19 protein-coding genes and 1 pseudogene are annotated in these 25,410 nt (G+C 62.6%); 8 read left to right on the forward strand and 12 right to left on the reverse strand.

Annotated elements, in window-relative coordinates; genetic code table 11:
- Positions 1-7 precede the first annotated feature (7 nt).
- Positions 8-3,280: a transporter substrate-binding domain-containing protein gene (locus IF103_RS13120; RefSeq protein ID WP_202675383.1), complete on the forward strand. Its 3,273-nt coding sequence runs from the start codon at positions 8-10 to the stop codon at positions 3,278-3,280.
- Here the strand turns inward: IF103_RS13120 and IF103_RS25405 are convergent.
- From IF103_RS25405 to gnuR, 3 genes and pseudogenes are all read right to left on the reverse strand, one after another.
- Positions 3,255-3,827, reverse strand: coding sequence for a methyl-accepting chemotaxis protein (locus IF103_RS25405; RefSeq protein ID WP_412458212.1), 573 nt, complete (start codon positions 3,825-3,827; stop codon positions 3,255-3,257). The genes IF103_RS13120 and IF103_RS25405 overlap by 26 nt on opposite strands.
- Positions 3,828-3,839: 12 nt before the next feature.
- A pseudogene (locus IF103_RS25410) lies at positions 3,840-4,574 on the reverse strand (PAS domain-containing protein); the annotation flags it as partial.
- A gap of 111 nt (positions 4,575-4,685) precedes the next feature.
- Positions 4,686-5,705, reverse strand: a complete 1,020-nt coding sequence (gene gnuR, locus IF103_RS13130) for a transcriptional regulator GnuR (protein ID WP_023380822.1) — start codon at positions 5,703-5,705, stop codon at positions 4,686-4,688.
- A gap of 207 nt (positions 5,706-5,912) precedes the next feature.
- On the opposite strand from gnuR, the gene IF103_RS13135 reads away from it, so the two are divergent.
- Positions 5,913-6,452, forward strand: a complete 540-nt coding sequence (locus IF103_RS13135) for a gluconokinase (RefSeq protein WP_023380823.1) — start codon at positions 5,913-5,915, stop codon at positions 6,450-6,452.
- A 111-nt stretch (positions 6,453-6,563) separates the two neighbouring features.
- Positions 6,564-7,916, forward strand: coding sequence for a GntP family permease (locus tag IF103_RS13140; RefSeq protein ID WP_023380824.1), 1,353 nt, complete (start codon positions 6,564-6,566; stop codon positions 7,914-7,916).
- Between the two features lie 31 nt (positions 7,917-7,947).
- On the opposite strand, the gene IF103_RS13145 is transcribed toward IF103_RS13140, so the two are convergent.
- The 4 genes from IF103_RS13145 to IF103_RS13160 all read right to left on the reverse strand — a co-directional run bounded on the left by IF103_RS13145 (position 7,948) and on the right by IF103_RS13160 (position 13,299).
- Entirely contained in the window at positions 7,948-9,372 is a 1,425-nt protein-coding gene (locus tag IF103_RS13145) for a sigma-54-dependent transcriptional regulator (RefSeq protein WP_104881691.1), read from the reverse strand.
- Entirely contained in the window at positions 9,341-10,834 is a 1,494-nt protein-coding gene (locus IF103_RS13150; RefSeq protein ID WP_202675384.1) for a sensor histidine kinase, read from the reverse strand. Before IF103_RS13150 ends, IF103_RS13145 begins: the two co-directional genes overlap by 32 nt.
- A gap of 292 nt (positions 10,835-11,126) precedes the next feature.
- Positions 11,127-12,584 (reverse strand): sensor histidine kinase, encoded by a 1,458-nt coding sequence (locus IF103_RS13155; protein WP_202675385.1) that lies wholly within the window; start codon positions 12,582-12,584, stop codon positions 11,127-11,129.
- Between the two features lie 118 nt (positions 12,585-12,702).
- Entirely contained in the window at positions 12,703-13,299 is a 597-nt protein-coding gene (locus IF103_RS13160) for a lytic transglycosylase domain-containing protein (RefSeq protein ID WP_023380828.1), read from the reverse strand.
- Between the two features lie 185 nt (positions 13,300-13,484).
- Between IF103_RS13160 and gspG the strand changes: the two genes are divergently transcribed.
- Together gspG and IF103_RS13170 are read left to right on the forward strand one after the other, a co-directional pair.
- On the forward strand, positions 13,485-13,910 hold the full coding sequence (gspG, locus tag IF103_RS13165; RefSeq protein ID WP_104883830.1) for a type II secretion system major pseudopilin GspG: 426 nt from the start codon (positions 13,485-13,487) through the stop codon (positions 13,908-13,910).
- Positions 13,911-13,921: 11 nt separating this feature from the next.
- Complete coding sequence (locus IF103_RS13170; RefSeq protein WP_202675386.1) at positions 13,922-15,112, forward strand: type II secretion system F family protein; 1,191 nt, start codon at positions 13,922-13,924, stop codon at positions 15,110-15,112.
- Positions 15,113-15,154: 42 nt separating this feature from the next.
- Here the strand turns inward: IF103_RS13170 and IF103_RS13175 are convergent, their stop codons facing one another.
- The 5 genes from IF103_RS13175 to IF103_RS13195 all read right to left on the reverse strand — a co-directional run bounded on the left by IF103_RS13175 (position 15,155) and on the right by IF103_RS13195 (position 20,602).
- Complete coding sequence (locus IF103_RS13175) at positions 15,155-16,690, reverse strand: DHA2 family efflux MFS transporter permease subunit (RefSeq protein WP_023380831.1); 1,536 nt, start codon at positions 16,688-16,690, stop codon at positions 15,155-15,157.
- Complete coding sequence (locus IF103_RS13180) at positions 16,687-17,880, reverse strand: HlyD family secretion protein (protein WP_023380832.1); 1,194 nt, start codon at positions 17,878-17,880, stop codon at positions 16,687-16,689. Before IF103_RS13180 ends, IF103_RS13175 begins: the two co-directional genes overlap by 4 nt.
- Positions 17,881-17,910: 30 nt before the next feature.
- Positions 17,911-18,384, reverse strand: coding sequence for a MarR family winged helix-turn-helix transcriptional regulator (locus IF103_RS13185; protein WP_023380833.1), 474 nt, complete (start codon positions 18,382-18,384; stop codon positions 17,911-17,913).
- 164 nt (positions 18,385-18,548) lie between these two features.
- Positions 18,549-19,181, reverse strand: coding sequence for a response regulator transcription factor (locus IF103_RS13190; RefSeq protein ID WP_104881689.1), 633 nt, complete (start codon positions 19,179-19,181; stop codon positions 18,549-18,551).
- A 14-nt stretch (positions 19,182-19,195) separates the two neighbouring features.
- Positions 19,196-20,602, reverse strand: a complete 1,407-nt coding sequence (locus tag IF103_RS13195; protein WP_104881688.1) for a sensor histidine kinase — start codon at positions 20,600-20,602, stop codon at positions 19,196-19,198.
- 194 nt (positions 20,603-20,796) lie between these two features.
- On the opposite strand from IF103_RS13195, the gene IF103_RS13200 reads away from it, so the two are divergent.
- The 3 genes from IF103_RS13200 to IF103_RS13210 all read left to right on the forward strand — a co-directional run bounded on the left by IF103_RS13200 (position 20,797) and on the right by IF103_RS13210 (position 25,406).
- Positions 20,797-22,419, forward strand: coding sequence for an acyl-CoA synthetase (locus IF103_RS13200; protein ID WP_202675387.1), 1,623 nt, complete (start codon positions 20,797-20,799; stop codon positions 22,417-22,419).
- A 39-nt stretch (positions 22,420-22,458) separates the two neighbouring features.
- A complete protein-coding gene (locus tag IF103_RS13205) occupies positions 22,459-24,228 on the forward strand; it encodes an acyl-CoA dehydrogenase C-terminal domain-containing protein (RefSeq protein WP_023380839.1) in 1,770 nt (589 codons plus the stop codon).
- A 170-nt stretch (positions 24,229-24,398) separates the two neighbouring features.
- The gene (locus IF103_RS13210) at positions 24,399-25,406 is read left to right on the forward strand and encodes a FecR family protein (RefSeq protein WP_023380840.1); all 1,008 of its coding nucleotides are present in this window, start codon (positions 24,399-24,401) and stop codon (positions 25,404-25,406) included.
- The last annotated feature ends 4 nt before the right edge of the window (positions 25,407-25,410 follow it).

Below are 25,410 nucleotides of genomic sequence, written 5' to 3' on the forward strand. Positions count from 1 at the left end.
CGCTGCCATGAAGCGCCCACTGTCGACCATGCTGCTCGCCCTGTTCCTGGCCTTGCCCCTTTGCGCACTGGCCGATGGTGAACCGCGAGACCTGCTTGCACGCGCGTTGAGCGCTGCCTCGCCGTTGACGCTGGATGCCCAGGACCGCCAATGGCTCCAGCGGCGCGAGGCACTGATCCTGGGCAGTTCCCGCCCCGACTATCCGCCGTTCGAGATCAACACCAGCCTGTCGGACTACGAAGGCCTGAGCGCAGACTACGCCGGACTGATCGCCGAACAACTGGGGGTGCCCATCAAGGTAATGCGCTTCGCCAATCGCCACGAAGCGATTGCCGCACTGCGCGACGGTCGCATCGACCTGTTGGGCAGCTCCAACGCATTCGAGGCTGACGATGCCCACCTGGTCCTCAGCCAGCCTTATACCGACGACCTGCCGGTCATCGCCACTCGCGAAGGCCGCTCCCTGAAAAGCAACCTGGAACTGGATGGGCTGCGCCTGGCCATGGTCGATCACTACCTGCCAGGCGAGGCTGTACGCGCGCTTTATCCAAAGGCCCAGTTGAGCCTCTACCGCTCTACCCAGGCCGGCCTTGCCGCCGTCGAACTGGGCGAGGTGGATGCCTACCTGGGTGATGCGATCAGCACCGACTTCCTGATCGGCAAGAGCTACCAAGGCACGGTCAAGATCGACCACTTCTGCCTGGCACCGGGAGGCACCTTCTCCTTCGCCCTGGCCAATGACAATCCACGCCTGAAGCGCCTGGTGGACCAGGCCCTGGACAGAGTCAGCGAGAGTGAGCGCCTGAACATCCTGCGGCGCTGGACCAGCGGCAACACCAGCTTGCTGATGGAGCGTCACCTGGCCGCACTGACCGCCGAGGAAGAAGAATGGATCGCCCGGCACCCTACCGTCAGCGTATTGATCAACCCGGCACTGGCACCACTGACGTTCAACAACACCCAACAACGCTTGAGTGGCATCACGTTGGAACTGCTGAAACAGATCACCCTGCGCACCGGCTTGCAGTTCAAGTTGATCGAGCAGCATTCGGTGCAGGCCATGGTGGACCAACTGGCCCAAGGCCAGGCGGACATGATCGGCGCGCTAGGCTACGGCGTGGCACGTGCTCGACAACTGCGCTTTACCCGCCCCTACCTGGTCAGCCCCAGGGTACTGGTGACCCGCAGCGCCTTGGCTTCGCCAACCCAGGCCACCGCCCTGGATGGCCAGCGAATTGCTTTGTTGCGGGGCGCACCGCAGCTGGCGGACGTGAAACGCCAGTACCCGCACGCCAGTATCGTCGAAGTCGACAACCCGCTTGGGCTGATGGAGGCCGTGGCCAACGATGAAGCCGATGTCGCCTACAGCAACCATATCAATGCGACGTACTACATCAACCACGTCTTCAAGGACAAACTGCATATTGCCGCCGTCCTTGGCGACGAACCCGCCGTCGCCGCATTCGCCGTGGCACCCGGCCAGCCAGTACTGCAGGGCATCCTCGACAAGGTGCTGCTGAGCATCCCGCCGGAAGAGCTGGACCAATTGATCAATCGCTGGCGCACCAGCACCGTGGTCAGCGATAGTCCATGGCGTGACTATCGCACCCTGGCCTTGCAAGTGCTGGTGCTGTCCACGTTACTGCTGGCTGGCGTGGTGTTCTGGAACAGTTACCTGCGCAAGCTGATTCAGCAGCGTACCGAGGCCCAAAGGGCCCTGCAGGACCAACTAGCGCTGAGCCGCGGCCTGCTCGAGCAACTGCGTCAGGCCAAGGAGGATGCCGAACAGGCCAGCCAGACCAAAAGCACCTTCCTGGCAACCATGAGCCATGAAATCCGCACGCCGATGAACGCCGTGATCGGCTTGCTGGAGCTGGCCCTGGAAGACAGCAGCTGCGCGCACTCCGATCGCCAGACTTTGCAGACAGCCCACGATTCGGCGGTGGGCCTGCTCGAGCTGATTGGCGACATCCTCGACATCTCGCGCATCGAGTCTGGCCACATGACGCTTCAACCGGTGCCTATCGACCTGGTCGAGTTGGTACGCGCCACCGCACGTGTATTCGAGGGCAATGCCCGGATCAAAGGCCTGCACCTGCAAAGCGCCTTGCCTCCCGAGCCGGTCTGGGTGCTGGCCGACCCTCTCAGGCTCAAGCAGATCCTCTCCAACCTGCTGAGCAACGCCATCAAGTTCACCGACCGCGGCGAAGTCATCGCGAGCCTGACTGTGAGCTCGGTGCTGGAGGAAGGCAAACGTGAAGTCGAACTGTGCGTACGCGACACCGGCATTGGTATCGGTGTGGCCGACCAGGCCCGACTGTTCACCAGCTTTGCCCAGGCCAATGGACCACGGGCTCGCCAAGGTGCAGGCCTGGGTCTGGTCATCAGCCGTACCCTGGCGGAGCTGATGGGAGGTACTCTCAGCCTGCAGAGCGTCGAAGGGGTTGGCACGAAGGTGGAAGTGCTGCTCAGGCTACCCGCCTGCCAGCAGCCCGCTGTCGCTGCGCCCGATACCCCGGCCCGGGAAAGCGACGGCAGCCCACTGCACATCCTTGTGGTCGACGACTACCCGGCCAACCTGTTGCTACTGGACAAGCAGCTAACCAGCCTGGGCCACCGCGTAACCCTCGCCGAGAATGGCGCAGTGGCCCTCGCCCTTTGGCAAGAGGCGACGTTCGATCTGCTGATTACCGACTGCAGCATGCCGGTGCTCGATGGCCACGCCCTTACCCGGCGCATTCGCGAGCTCGAGCGCCAACGGCAGCGACCCGCCTGCCGCATCATTGGCGTCACCGCCAACGCCCAGGCCGAGGAGCGTGCCCGTTGCCTGGCCAGTGGCATGGATGACTGCCTGTTCAAACCGATTGGCCTACAGACCCTCAAGGCGCACCTGCCCCGGCTGCCTGCCCAGCCGGAGCCGTCAAGCACTCCGTCAAGCGGCTTTGACCTCAAGGAACTCCGTCATCTGACTCAGGACAACGAGCAACTGACGCGCAGCTTGCTCGAACAATTGGCGCAGAGTGCCCGCGAAGACCTGGCAACTCTCCAGGCACTGGGCCCCACTCCCCCCGCCGACGCATTACGCACCGTGGCACACCGTATCAAAGGTGGCGCCAAAATGGTCAGGGTGCGTGGCGTGGTCGGCGACTGCGAGGCCATCGAGCAGGCCCTGGCCCAGGACCTGCCTACCGCCGCGTTGCAGCGCCGCCTGGAAGCGAGCCTGCAGAGCCTGCAACGCGAACTGGCCGATACCCTCAGTGCAATTGCAACGTCGAACTGATCTGGCTGATGGCGTCGACCACATGCCGCGACCCCTGCTGGATCTCCATGATCACCGTACCGGCCTCGTTGGCCAGCGCCACCCCCTGACCGGTGCGAGACAAACTCGATTGCATGCTCGCCACCGCTGTCAGTGACAGGTCGTGGTTCTGCCGCACCACATCGACGATCTCCAGGGTCGCCTTGCTGGTCCGGGCCGCCAGGCTGCGCACCTCATCGGCCACCACGGCAAAACCACGCCCCTGATCTCCTGCACGCGCAGCCTCGATGGCAGCATTCAATGCCAGCAGATTGGTCTGGTCGGCAATGCCGCGGATGGTCAGCACGATCTGCCCTATCACGTCGGATTGGCGGCTGACCGCATCGATGTTACGGGCGGCATCGTTCAAGTCCTGGGAAATCTGCTCGATTACCTCGACCGTCTGCTGGACCACCTCCGTGCCCTTGCGGGCGCACGCATCGGTCTGCACCGAGCTGGCATGGGCCGCTTCGGCGGCGCTTTGCTGGGTGCTGATCTGGGCAGTGATGTCGCTGGCGAACTTCACCACTTTGTACAGTCGCCCCTTGCTGTCGAAGATCGGGTTGTAGGAGGCTTCCAGGTAAACGGTCTGGCCTTGTTTATTGACCCGCTCGAAGCGATGGGAATGGTATTCGCCACGGTTCAGTGAGGCCCAGAACTCACGGTATTCGGCCGACTCACGCTCATGGGGCAGGCAGAACAAGCCATGATGCCGGCCCACCACTTCCTCGAGCCGATAGCCCATGGTGTTGAGAAAATTCGGGTTGGCCTTGATTACCCGCCCCTGGGGCGTGAATTCGATCACTGCCATGGAGCGGCCAAGGGCCGTGATCAGGCTTTCGCTTTCATGCTCGTCCTTTACGCGCTGGCTGATATCAGCGGCGACCTTGAGCACGCTGGTGACCTGCTGCTGGTCATCGAGCACAGGCATGTAGCTCGCCTCCAGCCACACCTCTTCGCCGGCCTTGTTGATGCGTTCGAAGGTGCCGCTGATGGCTTTACCCTGGCCCAGTTCACGCCACAACTGCTGGTACTCGGCACTCTGGGCGTAACCCGGGTCGCAAAACAGCCGATGATGCTTGCCCCGCAGTTCTTCAGCGCTGTAGCCCATGGCCCGACAGAACTGTTCATTGGCATCGAGAATGGTGCCATCGGGTTCGAACTCGATGATCGCCATGGACCGGCTGATCGCCGCCAGTTTCGCCTCCACGCCGGCCAAGGCCTGATGGCAGCGCTGGATCTCGATCAAGTCGGACTTGCGATGGAAATCGAACATGGTGCCGGGCTCCTTCTGGGCGGAATTTTCAGAGCATAGATCGGCATTGGAGGCGTGCAAGCACGTTGATATCACTTTGTAATTAGGCGCCAAGCCTGATTACGCACTCGCTCAGGAACTCTCGCGCACCATCAATTCAAACCCCAGGTCCTGCTGCTCGGTCGTGACCCGCTTGCCATCGAGCAATGCCAGCAATGCCTGGGCCGCGCCGCGCCCGACGGCCGCTCGTGGTGTACGGATCGAGGTTAAGCGCGGCACCATGTGCGCCGAGGCTGGCAAGTCGTTGAACCCCACCATGGCCACTCGACCTGGCACCTCGACGCCCTGACGCATGGCCTGCAGCACTGCACCCTGGGCCAAGTCGTCGTTGCAGAAGAATATGCCGTCGACGTCCGGTGCCTGCTCCAACAACTGGCTGAACAGTTCGCTACCCAAGGCGATGGACGACGGTTGCGGGGCGAGAATCTCCAGCTCCGAGGCCTGCAATCCGGACTCCACCAAGGCCTGGCGGAAGCCCTCGGCACGCTGCATCACCCGCGGGTCGAGCTGCGCGGCAATGAACGCCAACCGGCGGCGGCCGCGCTCGATCAGGTGACGGGCGGCAGCACGGCCAGCCTGCTGCTGGGAGAACCCCACCGATAACTGCCCCGCTTCCCCGCCGAGCTCCATCATGTGGACACATGGCACGCCACTGGCCGCCAGCATCTGGCGCGACGCGTCGCTACGGTCGAACCCGGTCAGCAACATGCCACACGGCTGATAAGCCAGATAATTGCGAATCAGGTTCTCTTCCTCGGCGATATCGTAGTGATAGTTGCCGATCAGCACTTCCAGACCGCGTGGACGCATCACCTCGTGGATAGCTTCGAGGGTGTCGATGAACAGTTGGTTGGACAGCGAAGGAATCAGAACCACCACCGACTGGCTACGCGCCGATGCCAAGGCGCGGGCGGCCGGGTTGGCGACGTAACCCAGGCTCGCGGCGGCAGCCATGACTTTTTCGACCAGTTCTGGCGCAACGGTGCTGACGCCGCGCAAGGCACGGGAAGCGGTAATGGGGGAAACCCCGGAAAGCCGGGCGACTTCTGCCAGCGTGGGACGACCGGTAGTGCGAGAGCCTGTGCGAGACATGAATGTTGTAATTTTACTACTTGCCAAGGAGGGGGAACGGCCATAAGGTAGCGCTGTCTCAGGACGCAGGCAATGTAATCTTTGGTAGTGCCCGGCACTGATAGCCTGCCAAGCGTCCATACTGCGTAAGGACAAGACCAATAACACCGGGGAGGTGGCGTGTCGTCGAAGACGAGACAGCGCTGTCTCACTCCGCAGGAGGTACTGATGAACTCTTCCCTGTCCGCCATTGTGGTGATGGGTGTCGCCGGCTGCGGTAAAAGCAGCGTAGGCGCCGCCATTGCCGCCAGGAGCGGAGGCCGCCTGATCGAAGGCGACGCTTTCCACCCTGCCGAAAACATCAGCAAGATGAGCGCCGGCATCCCTCTGAACGACGACGACCGTGCCGGCTGGCTGGTTCGCCTTGGCCAGGAGCTACAGTCGACGCTCCAGTCTGGCGAACGCCCGATCCTGACCTGCTCCGCCCTCAAGCTCCGCTATCGCGAAACCTTGCGCGCTGCGGTGCCGAACCTGTGTTTCGTATTCCTCGAACTGAGTCCGGCCGAAGCGGAAAAGCGGGTGTTGGCACGCCCCGGCCACTTCATGCCTGCCAGCCTGATCGACAGCCAGTTCGCCGCGCTCGAACCACCCCATGGCGAGACGCTGACCCTCGCGCTGGACGCGACTCGTCCGCTCGACACGCTCGCAGAGCAGGTCGACGTATGGCTAAAGCCTTGCGGTGAGCGGAGCCTGGCGCGGACCGCCTGATCCCGGCGGTTTTCCTGGCTCACCTGAGATAGCGCTGTCTTTACGCTAACAAACCTTAAAAAAATCAAAAAGCTACGCCAAAAACAACGATAAGACCGAGGCATAAGAACCATGTTCGGACTGGCAACTGATACCTACCTGCTGCTCGACGCCCTTGTCACCATTGTCGGGCTGATCCTGCTGATCACCCATTTCAAGGTCCACCCCTTCGTCGCCCTCACACTCGCCGCCGGCTTCCTCGGCCTGACCTCCGGCATGCCGGTCGCCAAGGTCATGAAGTCGTTCCAGGACGGATTTGGCGGCGTGCTTGGCTTCGTCGGCATCGTGCTGGCGCTGGGCACCATGCTGGGCAAGCTGATGGCCGACTCAGGTGGCGCGGACCAGATCGCACAAACGCTGATTCGCGCCTTCGGCAAGAAGAACGTGCATTGGGCGATGATGTTCGCCGCGTTCCTGGTGGGCATCCCGCTGTTCTTCGAGATCGGCTTCGTGCTGCTGATTCCGCTGGTGTTCATCGTGGCCCGCCGCTCAGGCGTGTCGCTGATCAAGATCGGCATCCCGCTGCTGGCCGGTCTTTCCGTGGTCCACGGCCTGGTGCCGCCGCACCCGGGACCACTGCTGGCCATCGGCATCTTCCACGCAGACATCGGCAAGACCATCTTCTATGGCCTGCTGATTGCCTTGCCGACCGCCGTGATCGCCGGACCACTGTTCGGTAACTTCATCGCCCGCTACATTCCGGGCAACCCCTCGCAAGAACTGATGGACCAGATCGCCAAGGAGTCCGACCAAGGCAACCTGCCAAGCTTCACCATCACCCTGGTCACCGTACTGTTGCCAGTGGTGCTGATGCTGCTCAAGACCTTCGCCGACGTGGTCCTGCCAGCCGAGCACATCGTGCGCCAATGGATGGACCTGATCGGACACCCGATTACCGCCTTGCTCGCCGCCTTGCTGTTGGCCTTCTACACCTTCGGCTCGGCCCGGGGATTCAATCGCCAACAGATCATGAAGATGCTCGACCAGAGCCTGGCGCCAACAGCGGCCATCGTGCTGATCGTCGGCGCCGGCGGTGGTTTCAAACAGATGCTGGTCGATACTGGTGTGGGTAACGTGATCGGGCAAATGGCCGTACAGGCTGAGATTTCGCCGATCCTGCTGGCCTGGCTGGTCGCCGCAGTGATTCGTATCGCCACCGGTTCGGCGACGGTGGCCACCATCACTGGCGCAGGCATCGTGGCCCCGGTGATCGACCTGGTGCCGGGCGTGAACCGTGAACTGCTGGTATTGGCCACCGGTGCCGGCTCGCTGATCCTCTCGCATGTCAACGACGCCGGTTTCTGGCTGGTGAAGCAGTACTTCAACATGACCGTGGCCGAAACTTTCAAGACCTGGAGCATGATGGAGACCATCCTGTCGATAGTCGGCATCATCTTCATCATGTTGCTGTCGTTGGTGGTGTGACCCTCAAGGGGGCGGCCAACGCCCCCCCACTTCACCACTGTCGCTTGTCAGGCCGGGTCAACCCAAGCTTCTCGATCCGGTAGCGCAGCATGTCGCGTGACAGACCGAGCATCCGCGCCGACTTGGTGACATTCCAGTCGGTGCGATCCAGCGTACGGCATACCAGATCCCGCTCCATGTCCGGCAGACTGGTACCCGGGTCAGGCTCGAAGCGTGGTGCCTCGAACGACGCAGGCGCAGGATGAGCCAAAGGCTCGTCGATCAAGGTCATGCACAGGTTCAGCTGGTGTGCCTGCACCACTTCATTAGGTGCCAGCAAGACCGTCTGTTCCAGCATGTTACGCAGTTCACGCACATTTCCAGGCCAGCTGTAACCCAGCATCAGCGACTCGGCCTCGGCCGAGAAACGCAGGTTGGGCTTGCCATAGCGACGCCCGTGATGGGCCAGGAAGTGCCGGGCAAGCAGCAGGATGTCCTGCCCGCGGGCATACAGACGTGGCACCTTCAAGGCAATGATGCGCAAGCGGAAGAACAGGTCGCGACGGAATTTGCCCTGTTGAACCATTTGCTCCAGGTTGCAGTTGGTGGCACTGATCACCCGCAGGTCGACCTTGCGCTCCTTGACCGCGCCGATCCGCCGAATGCAGCGATCTTCCAACAGCTTGAGCAGCTTGGCTTGCAGGACCAGGTCCATTTCACCGATTTCATCCAGAAACAGCGTGCCGCCGTCCGCTGCCTCGACCAGGCCTACGCGGCGCTCCTTGGCATCGGTAAAGGCACCTTTCTCGTGACCGAACAACTCGGCTTCCAGCAGGTTGGCCGGAATCGAGGCGCAGTTGAACTCGATGAACGGCCCCTTGCTGCGTGAGCCGTCGAAATGCAGGGCACGGGCCACCAGCTCCTTACCAGTGCCGGTCTCCCCTTCGATCAGCACCGGCGGCAGATCGTCACTGGCCATGCGGCGCTCGGCATCGAGCACCTGATGCAGGGTGTGCTTGAGCGTGAGCATCGCCGGCGACTCGCCGATCAACGCCTGCAGGCCGGACTTCTGCGCTTCCCGCTCCTGATAGAACGACAGTGTGCGCTCCATGCGGTCCGCTGCCAGCGCCTTGTCCAAAGTCAACTTGAGTTCTGCCAGCACCACCGGCTTGGTCAGGTAATGGAAGGCCCCCTCCTTCATCGCCAGCACGGCGTCTTCGACATTGCCGTAGCCGGTCATCATGATCACCTTGAGGTCGGGCGCCTGTCCGACGAGGGTGCGTAACAGGTCATGACCGTTCATGCCGGGTAGCGAATTGTCGGTGAGCACCGCATCGGGCTGGACGCGCTTGATCTGCTCCAGTGCCAGTTCGGCACTGTGGCACACCGTCACCTCGAAGCCTTTGATGCCCAGGTACGTGCGAATGTTATCGGCGAGGACTTCATCATCCTCGACTACCAGGATGCTGTGCTCCATGGTCTCCTCCCGCTGCGATATTGAAAGTAAGGCTGACGCGGGTTCCTTCCTCTTCACGACTGCTCAAGCTGACCGAGCCGCCAAAACGTTCCATGATGCGTTTGACCAAGGCCAGGCCAACACCCAGCCCGCCTTGCTTGGTGGTGAAGAAAGGCTTGAACACCATCCGCTCCTGCTGCCGGGTCATGCCCTTGCCGGTGTCGCTGAGCAGCAGCTGAGCGCGCTGCCCGTCCTGCACACTTACCTCGGCGCGCAGCTCGCCGCCGTTAGGCATCGCTTCCAAGGCGTTGGCGAACAAACTGTTGAGAATCTGGGTAAGCTGCAGCGGCTGGCTGGCGACCCACTGCACCGATGGCCCCTCGAAGCTGAACTGCACACCGTTGCGCTCGATCTGCTGCGTGAATGCCAGCCGGGTATCCTCGATGGCAGCGACCAGATCCACCGCCTCGGCTTCATCGCTGGCCGGGCGTAGCGATACCAGTAGATCGCGCACCCAACGGGACATACGGTCAACCTGACCGATGATGTCGACGATGTTCTTCTGCGCCACGGGATTGGCGATTTCCTGCGCCAACTCCGCACTGGAACGGATGTTGGCCAGCGGGTTGCGCAAACTGTGGGCCACCGCCGAGGACATCTCGCCAAGCGCCACATAGGTTTCACTGGCCACCAGGCGGTCCTGCTGCTGACGAAGCATGGACGCTGCCCGACGTACGATCCAGAACAGGCCGAAGTAAATCAGCGCGCCGCCGACCAAGGTCGACGCCCAGATCAGTACGTAGCCGCGCTGTATGCGACGGATCAGGTCCTTGGGTTCCTTGTAGATCTCAACCATAGAAAGCACCTGCTCCCCCTGGCTGTCGAACAAGGGGATGTAGTTCTCGATGAACAGGTACTCGGGCTCACGCAGAAACTTCTGTTCTTCACGGTCTTCGTGGGCCTTGTGATAGCTGGCCGACACAGCCTTTCGTGAGCGGAACGCACGATCGAGGTCGCCATCGGCCTCGATGCGCACGCCGATCAATTCTCGGTTGGTGGACCACAGGATGGACCTGTCGCGAGCATAGACGTTGGCCAGCAAGGTGTCCGGGAGGTGCTCGACATGATCGAGGAACTCGACGCGGGTAGACTCGGCCAGCGCCGGGGCGAATTGCAGATGCTGCTCATCCCGTCGTGGGTCAAGCAATTCGCCCATCGTGACACCTGGGGGCAACTGCGAATGGCGTACCTCAGCCTGGGCCATGGACTGGATGAATTGGGCGGTCAGCATGGCATCGCGCTCGACGCTGTCGCGCACCACGAACCGGGTCGACAAATACCCCAAGCCCCCCGCCACCGCGGCGATGATCAGCAGGCTGATGATCGAAAACCAGCGCAGCAGATTGAATTCGCGCAACGGCACAGCTGGGCCACTGGTAAGGCCACGCGTCGTGCCCGGAACTTCGTTTTCCAGCGTCTGCATCGCTTGGTTCCCGCTCAGCAAGTCCATTCAGGAAGGCCTCAAGGGGTTGCTACCGTACGTAGCAAATTGATAGCACTTCGCCAGAGCGGCAACAGCCGCCATTTGTCGTGATCATGACGCTGCAAAAAGTTGGCCAGGCTATTTAGATTATATTTTATATTTACAATTCAATGACTTATGGCACTTTTATTATACAGATTCGAGAATAATTCCCCGACATCGGGTGTTTTCCACCCAATTCGTAGAAAACGTTTTAAATCAGATACTTAAGGTCAACATGTAATTCAGGACATCACGTTCTCGCCAATCGGAAGCTCAACGAGACCCGGGTGCCATGGCCCGCGCGGCTGCTCAACCTTACCGAGCCTCCAAAACGCTCCATGATGCGCTTTACCAACATGAGGCCCACCCCCAAGCCACCTTGCTTGGTGGTGAAAAAGGGTCGAAACGCCAATCGCTGCTGCTGCTCGCTCATGCCCTTGCCGGTATCGGAAAGACGCAAAGTCAGGTTGGTGCGATCGTGGCGTACCACCTCGACCTTGAGTTGCCCACCCTGCTCCATCGACTCCAGGGCATTGGCGATCAGGCTGTTGAATATCTGCGCAAGCAACGCTGGCTGACCCAGCACCTGAACGGCGGGTAATGGTCGCACTTCCAGGCTGACCCCTGACCGCGCGAGCGCCGCCGCGAATGTCTGCAGGCTTTCCTGAAGCGCCTGGGACAGGTCCACCGGCACCGCGTCGTCGTTCAGCGGCCGCAACGATTGCAACAACTGGCGGATCCACTGCGACATGCGGTCGACCTGGCTGATGATGTCGTTGATGTTTTTCTGTGCGGGGCCGTCGTCGAATGCCTGGGCCAGCTCTGCACTGGAGCGAATGCTGGCCAGCGGGTTGCGCAAGCTGTGGGCCACCGCCGAGGACACCTCGCCCAGGGCGACGTAGGTCTCGCTGTTGATCAGCCGCTTCTGCTGTACCGCCATCACCCGCGAGGCACGCCGCATGATGCCGTACAGGCCGATGTAGACCAGGCCTGCACCGACGGCGATCGCCAGCCAGATCAGCAACAGGCCGTGCTCGATGCGCACGATCAGGTCGTGGGGCTCCTTGTAGATCTCCACCATCGCCGTGACCTGCTCGCCCCCAGCATCGAACAGCGGAATGTAGTTCTCGATGAACAACTGCTGAGGCGGGGTCACGAACTTTTGCTCGGCCCGCGCCTGCTCGAAGTCGTGATAGCTCGCCGACACCCGCATCTTGTACTCGAAGGCGCGGTCCAGGTCTTCGTCGCCTTCGATCAGCTTGCCCACCAGCGCAGGGTTGCTGGACCAGATCACCGTGCGGTCAGGTGCATAGATGTTGGCAAGCAGCATGTCCGGCAGGTGGGCGATATGGTCGAGAAACTCACCCCGAGCCCTGCGCCGCGCGTCCGGGTCCACGTCAGGCAAGGCTTCCTGGTCGGTGCGAGGGTCGATCAACTCGCCCATGGTGCGCACATTGGGGATGGACACATGGCGCACTTCGGCATCGGCAATGGCGGTGATGAACTGGGCCGTGAGCAATGCGTCGCGCTCGACGCTTTCATCGATGATGAAGCGGCTTGAAATCAGGCCCAGCCCAACGCCGATGGACAGAATGATCGCCAGGCTGACCCAGGCATACCAACTCAACAAATTGAATGGCTTGCGCTGTGGAGCGGCCTCGCCAGCTGTGGGCACGTCGAGGCTGTTCGAATGCGGGGCGCTGTCCATGCCGGACTCCAAGGCGGGTCACCTTTGAAGGTTATAGCCCAGAGTTGGGGAATCATGACGCCGATTGGTCGGAACGCTGCGGTTTATACGTTCTAGAGCCGCGTGCAGCAGTGCGGTACTACAAAGGGGAATCTTCGGCCAACCCCTGCAATTTACGGTATTCACGCAATACGTTGGGGACATATCGGCGGGTTTCGGCGAACGGCGGAACCGCCCGTCCACGTCGCAGCACCGCATCGGGTCCAGCGTTGTAGGCAGCCACGGCCAGGGTGATATCGTTATCGAACAGCTTCAGCATTCGCTTGAGGTAGCGTGCCCCGCCCTGCACGTTGTCTTCAGGATCCAGCGCGTTCTCCACGCCCATCTCCCGGGCGGTGTCCGGCATCAATTGCATCAGCCCGACTGCCCCGGCCGCCGAACGGGCCTTGGGGTTATAGCCGGACTCGGCCTTGATCAAGGCATGCAGCAACGCCTGGGGTACATCATGGGTTCGCGCCGCCGCCGCGACAACATCGGCGTATGGCCTTCCGGTCACCCTCTGCGCATCGGCAGGACCGGCCTGGGCGACCGTTTCGCTGATCACCCGCTGGTAGTGGCTGCCTGGCCGATGGACGTTGGTCAGGACATAGCCGCCTTTGGCATCAATGCTGATGTACACGTCGGCCTGGGCCGCACCTGCCACCAGCCAGATCAATCCCAGAATGATAACTCGCATCTCGGTCACCTCCCGTTCGCTGCCCCCGTTTTGGGGGATATGCCCCAGAAAACCTGAGCTTTCGAGCTACGACGCAAGCACCGTGCCGCTTGCCATCCCGCATGCCGCAAGGCCCCGAGGCAGACGTGCACGGCAGTTGCATAAGGCTTGAAAAAGCATGTCCACATGCAGCGGAGGGCTTCACCATGCAGCGCAGAATCAATACCCAACGTGGTTTCACCCTGCTTGAGCTTCTGGTGGTGTTGGTGGTGCTTGGCCTGTTGGCCGGGATCGTCGCGCCCAAATACTTCAGCCAGCTCGGCCGCTCCGAGGCCAAGGTGGCGCGGGCACAGATCGAGGGGCTGAGCAAGGCGCTGGACCTCTATCGCCTGGAAGTGGGGCATTACCCCAACAGTGAGCAAGGATTGCAGGCGCTGGTGGCAGCCCCCAACGGCGAGGCACGCTGGTCCGGGCCTTACCTGCAGAAAGCGGTGCCACAGGACCCCTGGGGCCGGCCTTATATTTACCGCCAACCGGGTGAGAACGGCGGCGAGTACGACCTGCTCTCGATGGGCAAGGACGGCCAGCCCGGCGGCGATGGGGAGAATGCCGAAATCACCAGTTGGCAGTAAGGAGAACGGCCATGCGCTACAGCCTCAAAGCCTTGGGTAGCCGGGGCCTGGTGCAGTTGCAGATCGACGCAGAGGATATCGAGCAGGCGCGGCGCAAGGCCGAAGAGCAAGGCCTGAAGGTGGTCAGTGTGCGTGGCCAAGGGCACTGGCTCGGCGGCCTGACCTGGCGCCGCGAGGCAACCTTCGACCTGGTGCTGTTCAGCCAGGAGCTTTCAACCTTGCTCAATGCCGGCCTCCCCTTGATCGACGCCCTGGAAAGCCTGGCGGAAAAGGCTCCTGCCGCCGCGACCCGCAAGGTGCTGGCGGCGTTGGTAAGCCAGCTCTACGAGGGCCGCTCGCTGTCCCAGGCCCTGGGACAACAACCGCGGGTCTTCCCAAACCTGTATGTGGCGCTGGTGCAGTCCAGCGAGCGCACCGGCGCCCTGGGAGATGCGCTGACCCGCTACATCAGCTATCGCCAGCGCCTGGACATGGTTCGGCAGAAGCTGGTGGGCGCCTCGATCTACCCCTTGCTGTTACTGCTGGTGGGTGGGGGTGTGGTGCTGTTTCTGCTGGGCTACGTGGTCCCCCGCTTTAGCCTTGTGTTCGAAGGCATGGGCACCGAACTGCCCTGGTTGTCACGGGTACTGATGCAGATCGGTCTGTTCCTGCACGCCCAACAACTGCCGTTGGGCCTGTCGGCCTTGGTGAGCATAAGCGCACTGGTCGTACTGCGCCGGCGTCCGGCGCTGCGGCGTTGGGCATCCCGCCAACTGCGACGTGCTCCGGCCCTGCATCAGCGCCTGATGATGTACGAGCTGGCTCGGTTCTATCGCTCGCTGGGCATATTGTTGCAGGGCGGTATTCCCATCCTCACCGCCATGGGTATGGCCCGCGGCCTGCTGGGCAGTGCCGCGGGCCAGGGGCTGGAGCAAGCCAGCAAACGGGTGGGTGAAGGGTTGCCACTGTCCGATGCGCTGGAAGCGGGCCAACTGGTGACGCCCGTTTCGTTGCGGCTGCTTCGGGCGGGTGAGCAGTCAGGCAACCTTGGCGAAATGCTGGAGCGCTGCGCGGACTTCCACGACCAGGAAATCGGACGTTGGGTGGAGTGGTTCGTTCGTCTGTTCGAACCGTTGTTGATGACCTTCATCGGGCTGTTGATCGGCCTGATCGTGATCCTCATGTACATGCCGATCTTCGAGCTGGCATCGAGCATCCACTGACCATCAGGCGGACGAGACGGCTCCGCCCGCCTGTGGCGCGACTCAGTGCCCTGCCGACGCCGGTCCGGCCTTGGCGGTGAAGGGTGGCTTGGCCAGCCATACCAGCAGGATCAGGCCGGCGAACACCCAGGTCATCAAGGTGAAGTAGTCCACCGTCGACATCATGTACGCCTGTCCGTTGAGCATCTGTTCCAGTTGCGCGTAATGCTGTGGGGTGGCGCCGCCCAATTGCTCCAGGGTGTGCCGCGTCGTCGGGTCGTAGGCGCTGATGTGCTCGCTGAGATAGGCGTGGTGCTGGTCGGCGCGGCGAATCCAGATCCAGGTCGTCAACGAGGCGGCAAAGCTGCCACCCAAGGTGCGTAGGAAGGTCGCCAGGCCAGAACCATCGGCGATCTGCTGCGGCGGCAGGTCCGACAGCAGGATGCTCAGGGTTGGCATGAAGAACAGCGCCACACCGATGCCCATGAACAGTTGCACCAAGGCTACGTGCTGGAAATCAACGTCGCTGGTGAAGCCTGCGCGCAGGTAACAACTGGTGCCGATGGCCAGGAACGCCAGCCCGGCCAGTACCCGGAGGTCGAAGCGGTGCGCATACTTGCCCACGAACGGCGACAGCACCACCGGCAGCAGGCCGATCGGCGCCACCGCCAGGCCTGCCCACGTGGCGGTATAGCCCATCTGGGTCTGCAACCACTGCGGCAGAATCAGGTTGATGCCGAAGAATGCGGCGTAGCCCCCGACCAGCACCAGCGTGCCGATACGAAAGTTGCGGTGAGCGAACAGCCGCAGGTTGACCACAGGGTGTCGATCCGTGAGCTCCCAGATCACGAAAATCGCCAGGAACACCAGCGAAATCAGGCTGCCGACGATGATGAACGACGACTCGAACCAGTCCAGGTCGTTACCTTTGTCCAGCACTACCTGCAGGGCACCGACGCCAACGATCAGCGTCAGCAAGCCGATGTAGTCCATCGGCTGGCGACTGGTGACCACCGGGCGGGTGCGCATCTGCTGACGCACCACGGCTGCGGCGAACAAACCGATGGGCACGTTGATGAAGAAGATCCACGGCCAGCTGTAGCTGTCGGTGATCCAGCCGCCCAGAATCGGCCCGGCGATCGGCGCCACCACCGTGACCATTGCCAGCAACGCCAGCGCCATGCCCCGCTTGGCCGGCGGATACACCGCGATCAGCAGTGTCTGGGTCATCGGGTACAGGGGCCCGGCCACCACACCCTGCAATACCCGAAAGCCCACCAACTCGGGCATCGACTGCGCAATACCGCAAAGAAAAGAGGCCAGCACGAACAGCAAGGTGGCCCAGATGAACAGTTTCACCTCACCGAAGCGGCGGCTCAGCCAGCCGGTCAGCGGCAACGCAATGGCGTTGCTCACCGCGAACGAGGTGATCACCCAGGTGCCCTGCTCATAGCTGACACCCAGGTTACCGGAGATGGTCGGCAAGGCCACGTTGGCGATGGTGGTGTCGAGCACCTGCATGAAGGTAGCCAGCGACAGGCCGATGGTGGTCAGCAGCAGGCTCGGCGGCGTGAACTGCGCAGGGGCTTGGTTGCTCATCGCTGGGCCGTCTTGCCAGTCGCGCTGTTTTCGTGAATCAACCGGGCGATCAGCTTGTCAGCCTCGACCAACTGGCGATCGTAAACCTGCGTGGTGTAACTGGCCTGCTGCGGTGGCTGCTGGGCCAGCGCCGGGCCACTCTGGTCGTGCAAGTCCACCTCGACCACCGTGGACAGGCCGATACGCAGCGGGTGGTCCTTGAGCTGCTCGGGGTTCAGTTGGATACGCACCGGGACACGCTGCACGATCTTGATCCAGTTGCCGGTGGCGTTCTGCGCAGGCAACAGGGCAAAGGCACTGCCGGTGCCGGCGCCAAGGCTGTCGACCGTACCGCTGAAGGTGACCTGGCTGCCGTAAAGGTCTGCAGTGATCTGCACAGGTTGGCCGATGCGCATCTCGCGCAGTTGGGTTTCTTTGAAGTTGGCGTCGATCCAGACCTCGTCCAAGGGAATGACTGCCATGGTCGCAGTGCCCGGTTGCAGGCGCTGTCCCAACTGCACGGTGCGCTTGGCGACATAACCGGTCACTGGGGCCACCAAGGTGGTACGGGCATGGTCGAGATAGGCCTGGCGCAGATCGGCGGCGGCAGCCATCACCTCAGGGTGCGAAGACACCACAGTGTCGTCGATAAGCGCCGCGCTGGTGTTGAGCTGCTGGCGGGCGCTGTTCAGGGCGCTCTGGGCCACGCTCAGGTCGTCACGAGCGTGGGAGATTTCCTCAGCCGCGATGGCCCCGCTGTCGGCAAGCACCTTGCGTCGGTTGTAGTTGTCCTGGGCCTTCTGCAGCTCGGCCTGGCGGGTCTGCAACTGGGCCTTGAGGGCATCGACATTGCTGTACAGGCCTCGGACCTGGCGCACGGTGCGGGCCAGCTTGGCTTCGGCGGACTGCAGCGCAACCTCGCTGTCGGCCGGGTCGAACTGCAACAGCACCTGGCCCGCGTGGACCAGGTCACCATCGTCAGCACCAATGCTGGTCACCGTGCCGGTCACCAGTGGGGTGATTTCCACCACGTTGCCGTTGACGTAGGCGTCGTCGGTGCTTTCGTGCCAACGCCCGACCAGGCTGTACCAAGCCCAGGCGCCGAGGCCACCGAGGACCAGCAGCAGAAGCAGGCCGAGCAGCCAGACCTTGCGCTTGCGCGAAGGTTCGGGGGTGGCGGAGGGATGAGAGGCGTCTGCGGGAGTAGCCATGACAGTACCTTGGAGAATGCTTGACAGGGATCAACGATCGCCGAAGCGGCGGATCGTCAGGGGGTCGCCAGAACCGAGCAGAACCTTGGCCAGCAGGCTTTCGAGGGTCTTGAGTTCCTCAGGCTGCAACACACCGACCAGCTCGTTCATCGCCAGGGCGCCGATCTCGGGCAGGCGATCGGCCAGGCGCTGGCCATCGGCAGTCAGCGCCAGGCGGACCTGGCGCCGGTCGTCCTCGCAGCGGTTGCGCAGGACCAAGCCCTTTTGCTCGAGGCGGTCGAGCATGCGGGTCATCGAACCACTGTCCAGTCCCAGGTAGCGGCACAATTCGGCCGGCGTATCCACCTGGTACTGGGTGACGATGATCAGCACCTTGAACTGAGCAGCGGTCACGCCCTCGGACTCAAGGTGCCAGTCCAGAATGCGGTCCTTGAGGATCGCCGCCCGGCCCAGGAGCATGCCGATGGCACAGGTATGGAAATTTTCCGGGTTGAAATGGGACATCGGGGTCTGCTCGATTAGATGTGTAAAAATATTACTGCCTAGGCAGTTAATGTCAAAGCTTTGATTAGGTGGCTATGTAAATAGAGATGAATGGTCCGCCTTGGTTCGAGCGGCCTTGCATCGCGAAAGGCCGCTCAAACAGCGGATGTAAACACGTAGGTGATTCAAGCCTTGCTTACCACTCCCAACCCCAGTGCTTCCACCACGCCGCAGGCAATCGCCATTCCCACCAGCTCTGCCAGACTTTGCGCCTGCAATCGCTTCATCACCCGTGCGCGATAAAGATCGACGGTCTTGACACTCACCCCCAGCCGCTCGGCCACCTCGCGGTTGCTCAGGCCTTGGGCCAGAGGCACGAATACATCGCGCTCACGCGGTGTCAGGGCATCGATCCGCGCCTGCACCTGCGCCAGCTCGCCACGCCGCGCTCGCCCGGCACGCTCCAGCGCGGCCTGGACACTGTCCAACAGCAACTGGTCGTTGTAAGGCTTCTCGATGAAGTCACAGGCGCCGGCCTTGAATGCCCGCACCACGATGGGCACATCGGCATGGCCGCTGACGAAGATCACCGGAATCTCCAATCCCCGCTCACGCAGTGCCTGCTGCACCGCCATACCGCCAACTCCCGGCATGCGTACATCGAGCAATACGCAGGCCGGCCCATCGTCCACGCATGCCTCCAGAAACGCTGGTCCGCTGGCGAACGGCAACGCCTGCAACCCCACCGACTCCAAGAGCCATACCGTCGAGTCGAGCATGCCCTTGTCGTCATCGACCACATACACTTTCGCTTGCACCCTTCTGCCTCCCGTTATCCCCGGCTCACGGCCAGCCGACAGCACATCACCAACCCGCCCTGCTCACCCAATCGTGCCCACAAGTTGCCGCCAAAGCCCTCGATCAGGCTGCGGCTCATGCTCAACCCAAGCCCCAGACCGTCCGCCTTGCTGGTAGTGAACGGTATGAAGATATCCTCCAGGCGTTCAGGCGCTACGCCTGGCCCTTGGTCCTTCACTTCGACCAGCACACTGTCGCCCTCGCGCACCGCGCCCAGCAGGATACGCGACGGTCGCTCGCCGTGCTGCTCGCGGTTGGCATCGATGGCATTGCGCAACAGGTTGAGCAGCACCTGCTCCAGCAACACCCGGTCGGCATAGACCGCAGGCAACTGCGCGCTCACACGCAGTTCGATGCTGACCTGCTCGCGGGCAGCCTCCCAAGCACACAGGCGAATGGCTTCGCCCGCCACGTCGGCCACTTCAATGGCCTGCAGGCGCCTTGGCCCCTTGCGCAGGAACGCCCGCAAACGGCGGATCACTTCGGCCGCGTGGGTAGCCTGCTCGGTGATACGCAGCAATCCCTGGCCAACCCGCTCACGCGCCTGCGGGTCGTGGTCCAGGCCCTGCAAGTAGCGCTGGCTGGCGTTGGCGTAATTGACCACCGCCGCCAATGGCTGGTTGATTTCATGGGCGATGCCCGAGGCCAGCTCGCCCAGGGTGGCCAGCCGCGCACCATGAGCCAGGCTCTCCTGGGCCTCGATACGCAACGTGATGTCCCGAGAGACACAAACGATCTCCACCACCGCACCGGTGTAGGTTTCACGTATCGCGCGGGCGGCGATCTCGAACCAGCGGTAGTTGCCCGACGCGTGGCGCACGCGGCAGGTCATGGTGTGATAGCCGTCCTGATCCAGGGCCTCCGCGGCCTGCTGCAATACCTGACGGCGCTCACGGGGGTGCAACAGCGCGCGAACCGCCGTGCCACGCAGGTGCTCAGGCCATACGCCCACCAGTCGATAGGCGGCGGGCGAGGCGTCGAGGAAACGGCCATCGGGGCTGTGACGTGAGATCAGGTCAGTGGTGTTTTCGATGATCAAGCGGTAAAGGCGTCGCGCCTGGGCGGCTTCCCGAGCCCCCATACGTTCGTCGCTCGCATCGCGGCAGCGGGCCAGCACCTGTTGGCGCCGATCGTCAGGGATGAAAGTCCATAACAGGATGCGCTCACCGACCTGCACCTCCACGTCGGCAATTGCCCGGTGCTGATGCAGACATGCACGCACCAGCGCCCCAGCGTTAGACGGCAGCCAGCCGGTCAGTGCAAGGCCCTCGTCAAGCAACGCCTGGAGAGCCGGGTTTACGGCGAGGGGCTGGGCATCGGCCGCCAGAATCAGGCTCGGTTGTGGATCTAGGGCGAGCAAGGGTGAGGGGTGTGTGTCCACGTTACAAAGCTCACTCGTATAGTATTTATACTATATTGCTATGGTCGATATTCCAGATACCATAGCAATTCGCGTAAAACAGCGACAGAGGAAGGCGGCCCATTGCGCGCCTTCCCGTTCCCTGATCAGAGCTAACAATCAGCCACCGGGGTCATGCGCACAACCTGCGCCTGTCTCCCCTACAGGAAAACCGCATGTCGATCTTCTCTCAGGGCCTGATGCCCGCTGCTGTCAACCACGTCGCCCTCACCCCCTTGAGCTTCATCGAACGCACCGCTGCCGTCTACGGCAGTTACCCGGCGGTGATCCATGGCGCCATCCGCCGTGACTGGCGCGAAACCTACCAACGCTGCCGCCGCCTGGCCAGCGCTTTGGCCGGGCGCGGCATCGGCCCTGGCGACACCGTGGCGGTGATGCTGCCGAACATCCCGGCCATGCTCGAAGCGCACTTCGGCATACCTATGGTTGGCGCCGTGCTCAATACCCTCAATGTGCGCCTGGATGCCGAAGCGATCGCCTTCATGTTGCAGCATGGCGAAGCCAAGGTGCTGATCACCGACCGCGAGTTCCATGGTGTGATCAGCGCCGCCCTCGCCCTGCTCGAACACCCTCCACTGGTCGTGGACGTGGACGACCCCGAATACGGCGAGGGCCAGCCAGTCAGCGAACTGGACTATGAAGCCTTTCTGGCCGAAGGTGATCCGGCGTTCGACTGGGAATGGCCCGCTGACGAATGGCAGGCCATCTCCCTCAATTACACCTCGGGCACCACCGGCAACCCCAAGGGCGTGGTTTACCATCACCGCGGAGCCTACCTCAATGCCTTGGGCAACCAGATGACCTGGGCCATGGGCCACCATCCGGTGTACCTGTGGACCCTGCCGATGTTCCATTGCAACGGCTGGTGCTACCCCTGGACCATCACTGCCCTGGCTGGTACCCATGTGTTCCTGCGCCGGGTCGATCCCCAGCGCATCCTAACCCTGATCCGCGAGCATCGGGTTAGCCACCTGTGCGGTGCGCCGATCGTGCTCAATGCCCTGGTGAACATGCCAGAGACCGCCAAGGCGGCTATCGAACACCCCGTGAACGCCATGGTCGCAGGAGCCGCCCCGCCGGCCAAGGTGATCGGCGCGGTGGAAGAAATGGGCATTAAGGTCACGCATGTGTACGGCCTGACCGAAGTCTATGGCCCCGTCACCGTCTGTGCCTGGCACGCCGAGTGGGATGAACAGCCACTGGCCGAGCGGGCGCGGATCAAGTCGCGCCAGGGTGTGCGCTATCCGACACTGGACGGCCTGATGGTCGCCGACCCACAGACCCTGCAGCCCGTACCTCACGACGGGACTACCCTGGGCGAGATCTTCATGCGCGGCAATACGGTGATGAAGGGCTATCTGAAAAACCCCGAAGCCACTGCCGAGGCCTTCCGAGGCGGCTGGTTCCACACCGGTGACCTGGCTGTGTGGCATGCCGACGGCTACGTCGAAATCAAAGACCGACTCAAGGACATCATCATTTCAGGTGGCGAGAACATCTCCACCATTGAAGTGGAAGACACCCTGTACAAGCACCCTGCCGTACTGGAGGCCGCCGTGGTAGCCCGCCCGGACGAGAAATGGGGAGAAACACCGTGCGCCTTCGTGGCACTCAAGCCAGGACACGAGGCCACCCGTGAAAGCGAGATCACCAGCTGGTGCCGCGAGCACCTGGCCGGGTTCAAGGTGCCCAAGACCGTGGTGTTCGGTGAACTGCCAAAGACATCGACCGGCAAGATCCAGAAATACGTCTTGCGTGACCGGGCCAAAGGACTGTGACCTGCCCTACTGCCATCCGACTTCTTCAAGAGCGCTGCCATGACTGACTACAATGCCCCCTTGCGCGACATGCGCTTCGTCCTCCATGAGCTGTTCGACGGCCCCGCCCTATGGGCGCGCCTGCCGGCCCTGGCCGAACGGGTCGACGCCGACACCGCCAATGCCATCCTCGAAGAAGCGGCCAAGGTCGCCGGCCAATTGATCGCCCCGCTCAGCCGCAACGGCGACGAGCAAGGCGTGCAATTCGATGCCGGCCTGGTCACCACTGCGCAAGGCTTCCGTCAAGCCTGGCAAACCTACCGCGAAGGCGGCTGGGTGGGCCTGGGCGGCAACCCTGAGTACGGCGGCATGGGCATGCCGAAAATGCTTGGCGTGCTGTTCGAAGAGATGCTCTACGCCGCCGATTGCAGCTTCAGCTTGTATTCGGCATTGAGCGCCGGCAGTTGCCTGGCACTCGATGCCCACGCCAGCGAAGCGCTCAAGGCGACTTACCTCCCGCCCCTGTACGAAGGCCGCTGGGCCGGCACCATGTGCTTGACCGAACCCCACGCCGGCACCGACCTGGGAATGATCCGCACCCGCGCCGAGCCCCAAGCCGATGGCAGCTATCAGATCAGCGGCAGCAAGATCTTCATCACCGGTGGCGAACAGGACCTGACCGAGAACATCATTCATCTGGTACTGGCCAAACTGCCGGATGCCCCTGCTGGCGCCAGGGGTATCTCGCTGTTCCTGGTACCCAAGTTCATGGTCGAGGCAGACGGTCGCCTGGGGGTACGCAACGCCGTGCACTGTGGTTCGATCGAGCACAAGATGGGTATCAAGGCCTCAGCCACCTGCGTGATGAACTTCGATGGTGCCACTGGTTACCTGGTCGGTGAGCCAAACAAGGGCCTGGCCGCCATGTTCACCATGATGAACTACGAACGGCTATCGATTGGCATCCAGGGTATCGGCTGCGCCGAAGCGTCCTACCAAAGCGCCGCCCGATACGCCAACGAGCGTCTGCAAAGCCGCGCCGCCAGTGGCCCGCAAGCACAGGACAAGGCTGCCGACCCGATCATCCATCATGGTGACGTTCGGCGCATGCTGTTGACCATGCGCACCCTCACCGAAGGTGGCCGGGCTTTCGCCGCCTACGTCGGCCAGCAACTGGACCTGTCGCGCTACGCGGAGGACACCAATGAACGCGAGCAAGCCCAGCGCCTCGTGGCGTTGCTCACGCCAGTGGCCAAGGCATTCTTTACCGACAACGGCCTGGAAAGCTGCGTGCTCGGGCAGCAGGTCTATGGTGGCCACGGTTACATCCGCGAGTGGGGCCAGGAGCAGCGTGTGCGTGACGTGCGCATCGCCCAGATCTATGAAGGCACCAACGGTATCCAGGCCCTGGACCTGCTGGGACGCAAGGTGCTCGCCGATGGTGGCCAGGCCCTGGCCAGTTTCATCCACGAAGTGCGCGCCTTCGCCGTGACCGCTCCCCTGCACCGCGACGCCCTGCAGGAAGCCCTGGCACGCCTTGAAGCTACCAGCCAGTGGCTGCAACAACAGGCCCCTGCCCAGGCCAACCTCGTCAGTGCCGTGGCGGTGGAATACCTGCACCTTTTCGGTTTGACCGCCTATGCCTACATGTGGGCGCGCATGGCCGCCGTGGCGCAGGCCAAGGCCGATGAAGACCCGTCCTTCTACGGCGCCAAGCTGGCCTGCGCCGACTTCTACTTCCAACGCATCCTGCCACGCAGCCTGGCCCTCGAGGCCTGCATTCGGGCCGGCAGCGCCAGCCTCTATGGGATGACGCCCGCGCAATTCTGACCCACCTCGCGCCCCATGGCCCGCAATGTCCGATGGGGCGCGAAGCATTCTCAAACGCTGAATATTCAGCGCAAAACCGACAAAAGACCGCTCATCTGATAGTCATTCGCCATTACCTCGGTTCTCGGAAACCCCTCGCCAGGGGTAGAATGCGCAAAACCGGAGCCGCAATGAACCACGATCCCTTGACCCCCGCCCCTGACGATGCCATTACCGACGCCGCCGCGCATTGGTGCATGCGTCTGCATGCCGACGACTGCACGGCGGCCGAGCGCGAGGCGTTCACTCGCTGGCTGGCCGCCGATAAGCGGCACGCCGAAGAGTACCAGGCGATGCTGGAGATCTGGGATACCGCCGAGCTGCTGCCCCGTACGGCCACGGTGGTCGAATTCAATCCGGCGCCGCACGTCACCCGCCGCACTCGCACGTGGCGCCCGCTCGCTTCTGCCGCGGCCATTGCCCTGGCGGTACTGCCGTTGGCGGGCTGGATCGGGTGGGAACAAGGCTGGTTACCCAACCAGTACCAGCACTTCGAAGCCGACGGCCGGATGCAGACCGTGCAACTGGGCGATGGCAGCCAGGTCGACCTCAACCTCAACACCGAGCTGACCTACCTCAATTTCAAGGATCAACGCCAGGTCAGGCTCAAGCGCGGCGAGGCGTTCTTCAACGTCACCCACGACAGTGCGCACCCGTTCATCGTCCACGCCGGTCGTGGCCAGACCCGCGTCACCGGTACCCAGTTCAACGTGTGGAAGTACCAGGACGAGGTCAAGGTCACCCTGGTGGAAGGTTCGGTTCTGGTCAGCAGCGACGGCAGCGAAGGCGGCTACCGCCTGGGCCCTGGGATGCAGGCCAGCTACCACACCGGCGACTTCGAGCCGCAACTGGTGCAGAGCAACGACTTTGGCAACGCCCTGGCCTGGCGCAGCGGCAAACTGATTCTGGACAACCTGAGCCTCGACCAGGCCCTGCCGGTGATCAACCGCTACCTCGACGCACCGCTGTTGCTCGCCGATGCCAGCACCGGCCGGATCCGTATCAGCGGTATCTACAACACCCGCGAGGTCGAGCGGCTGGTCGACAACCTGCCCAAGGTCCTGCCGGTTTACCTGACCCGCAGCAAGGACGGCAGCACCGTCCTCAACCGCATTTCTCCTCCGCCGAGCGAGGGCTGACGGC

Source organism: Pseudomonas sp. SK2, assembly GCF_016772395.1.
GTDB classification, from domain to species: domain Bacteria; phylum Pseudomonadota; class Gammaproteobacteria; order Pseudomonadales; family Pseudomonadaceae; genus Aquipseudomonas; species Aquipseudomonas taiwanensis.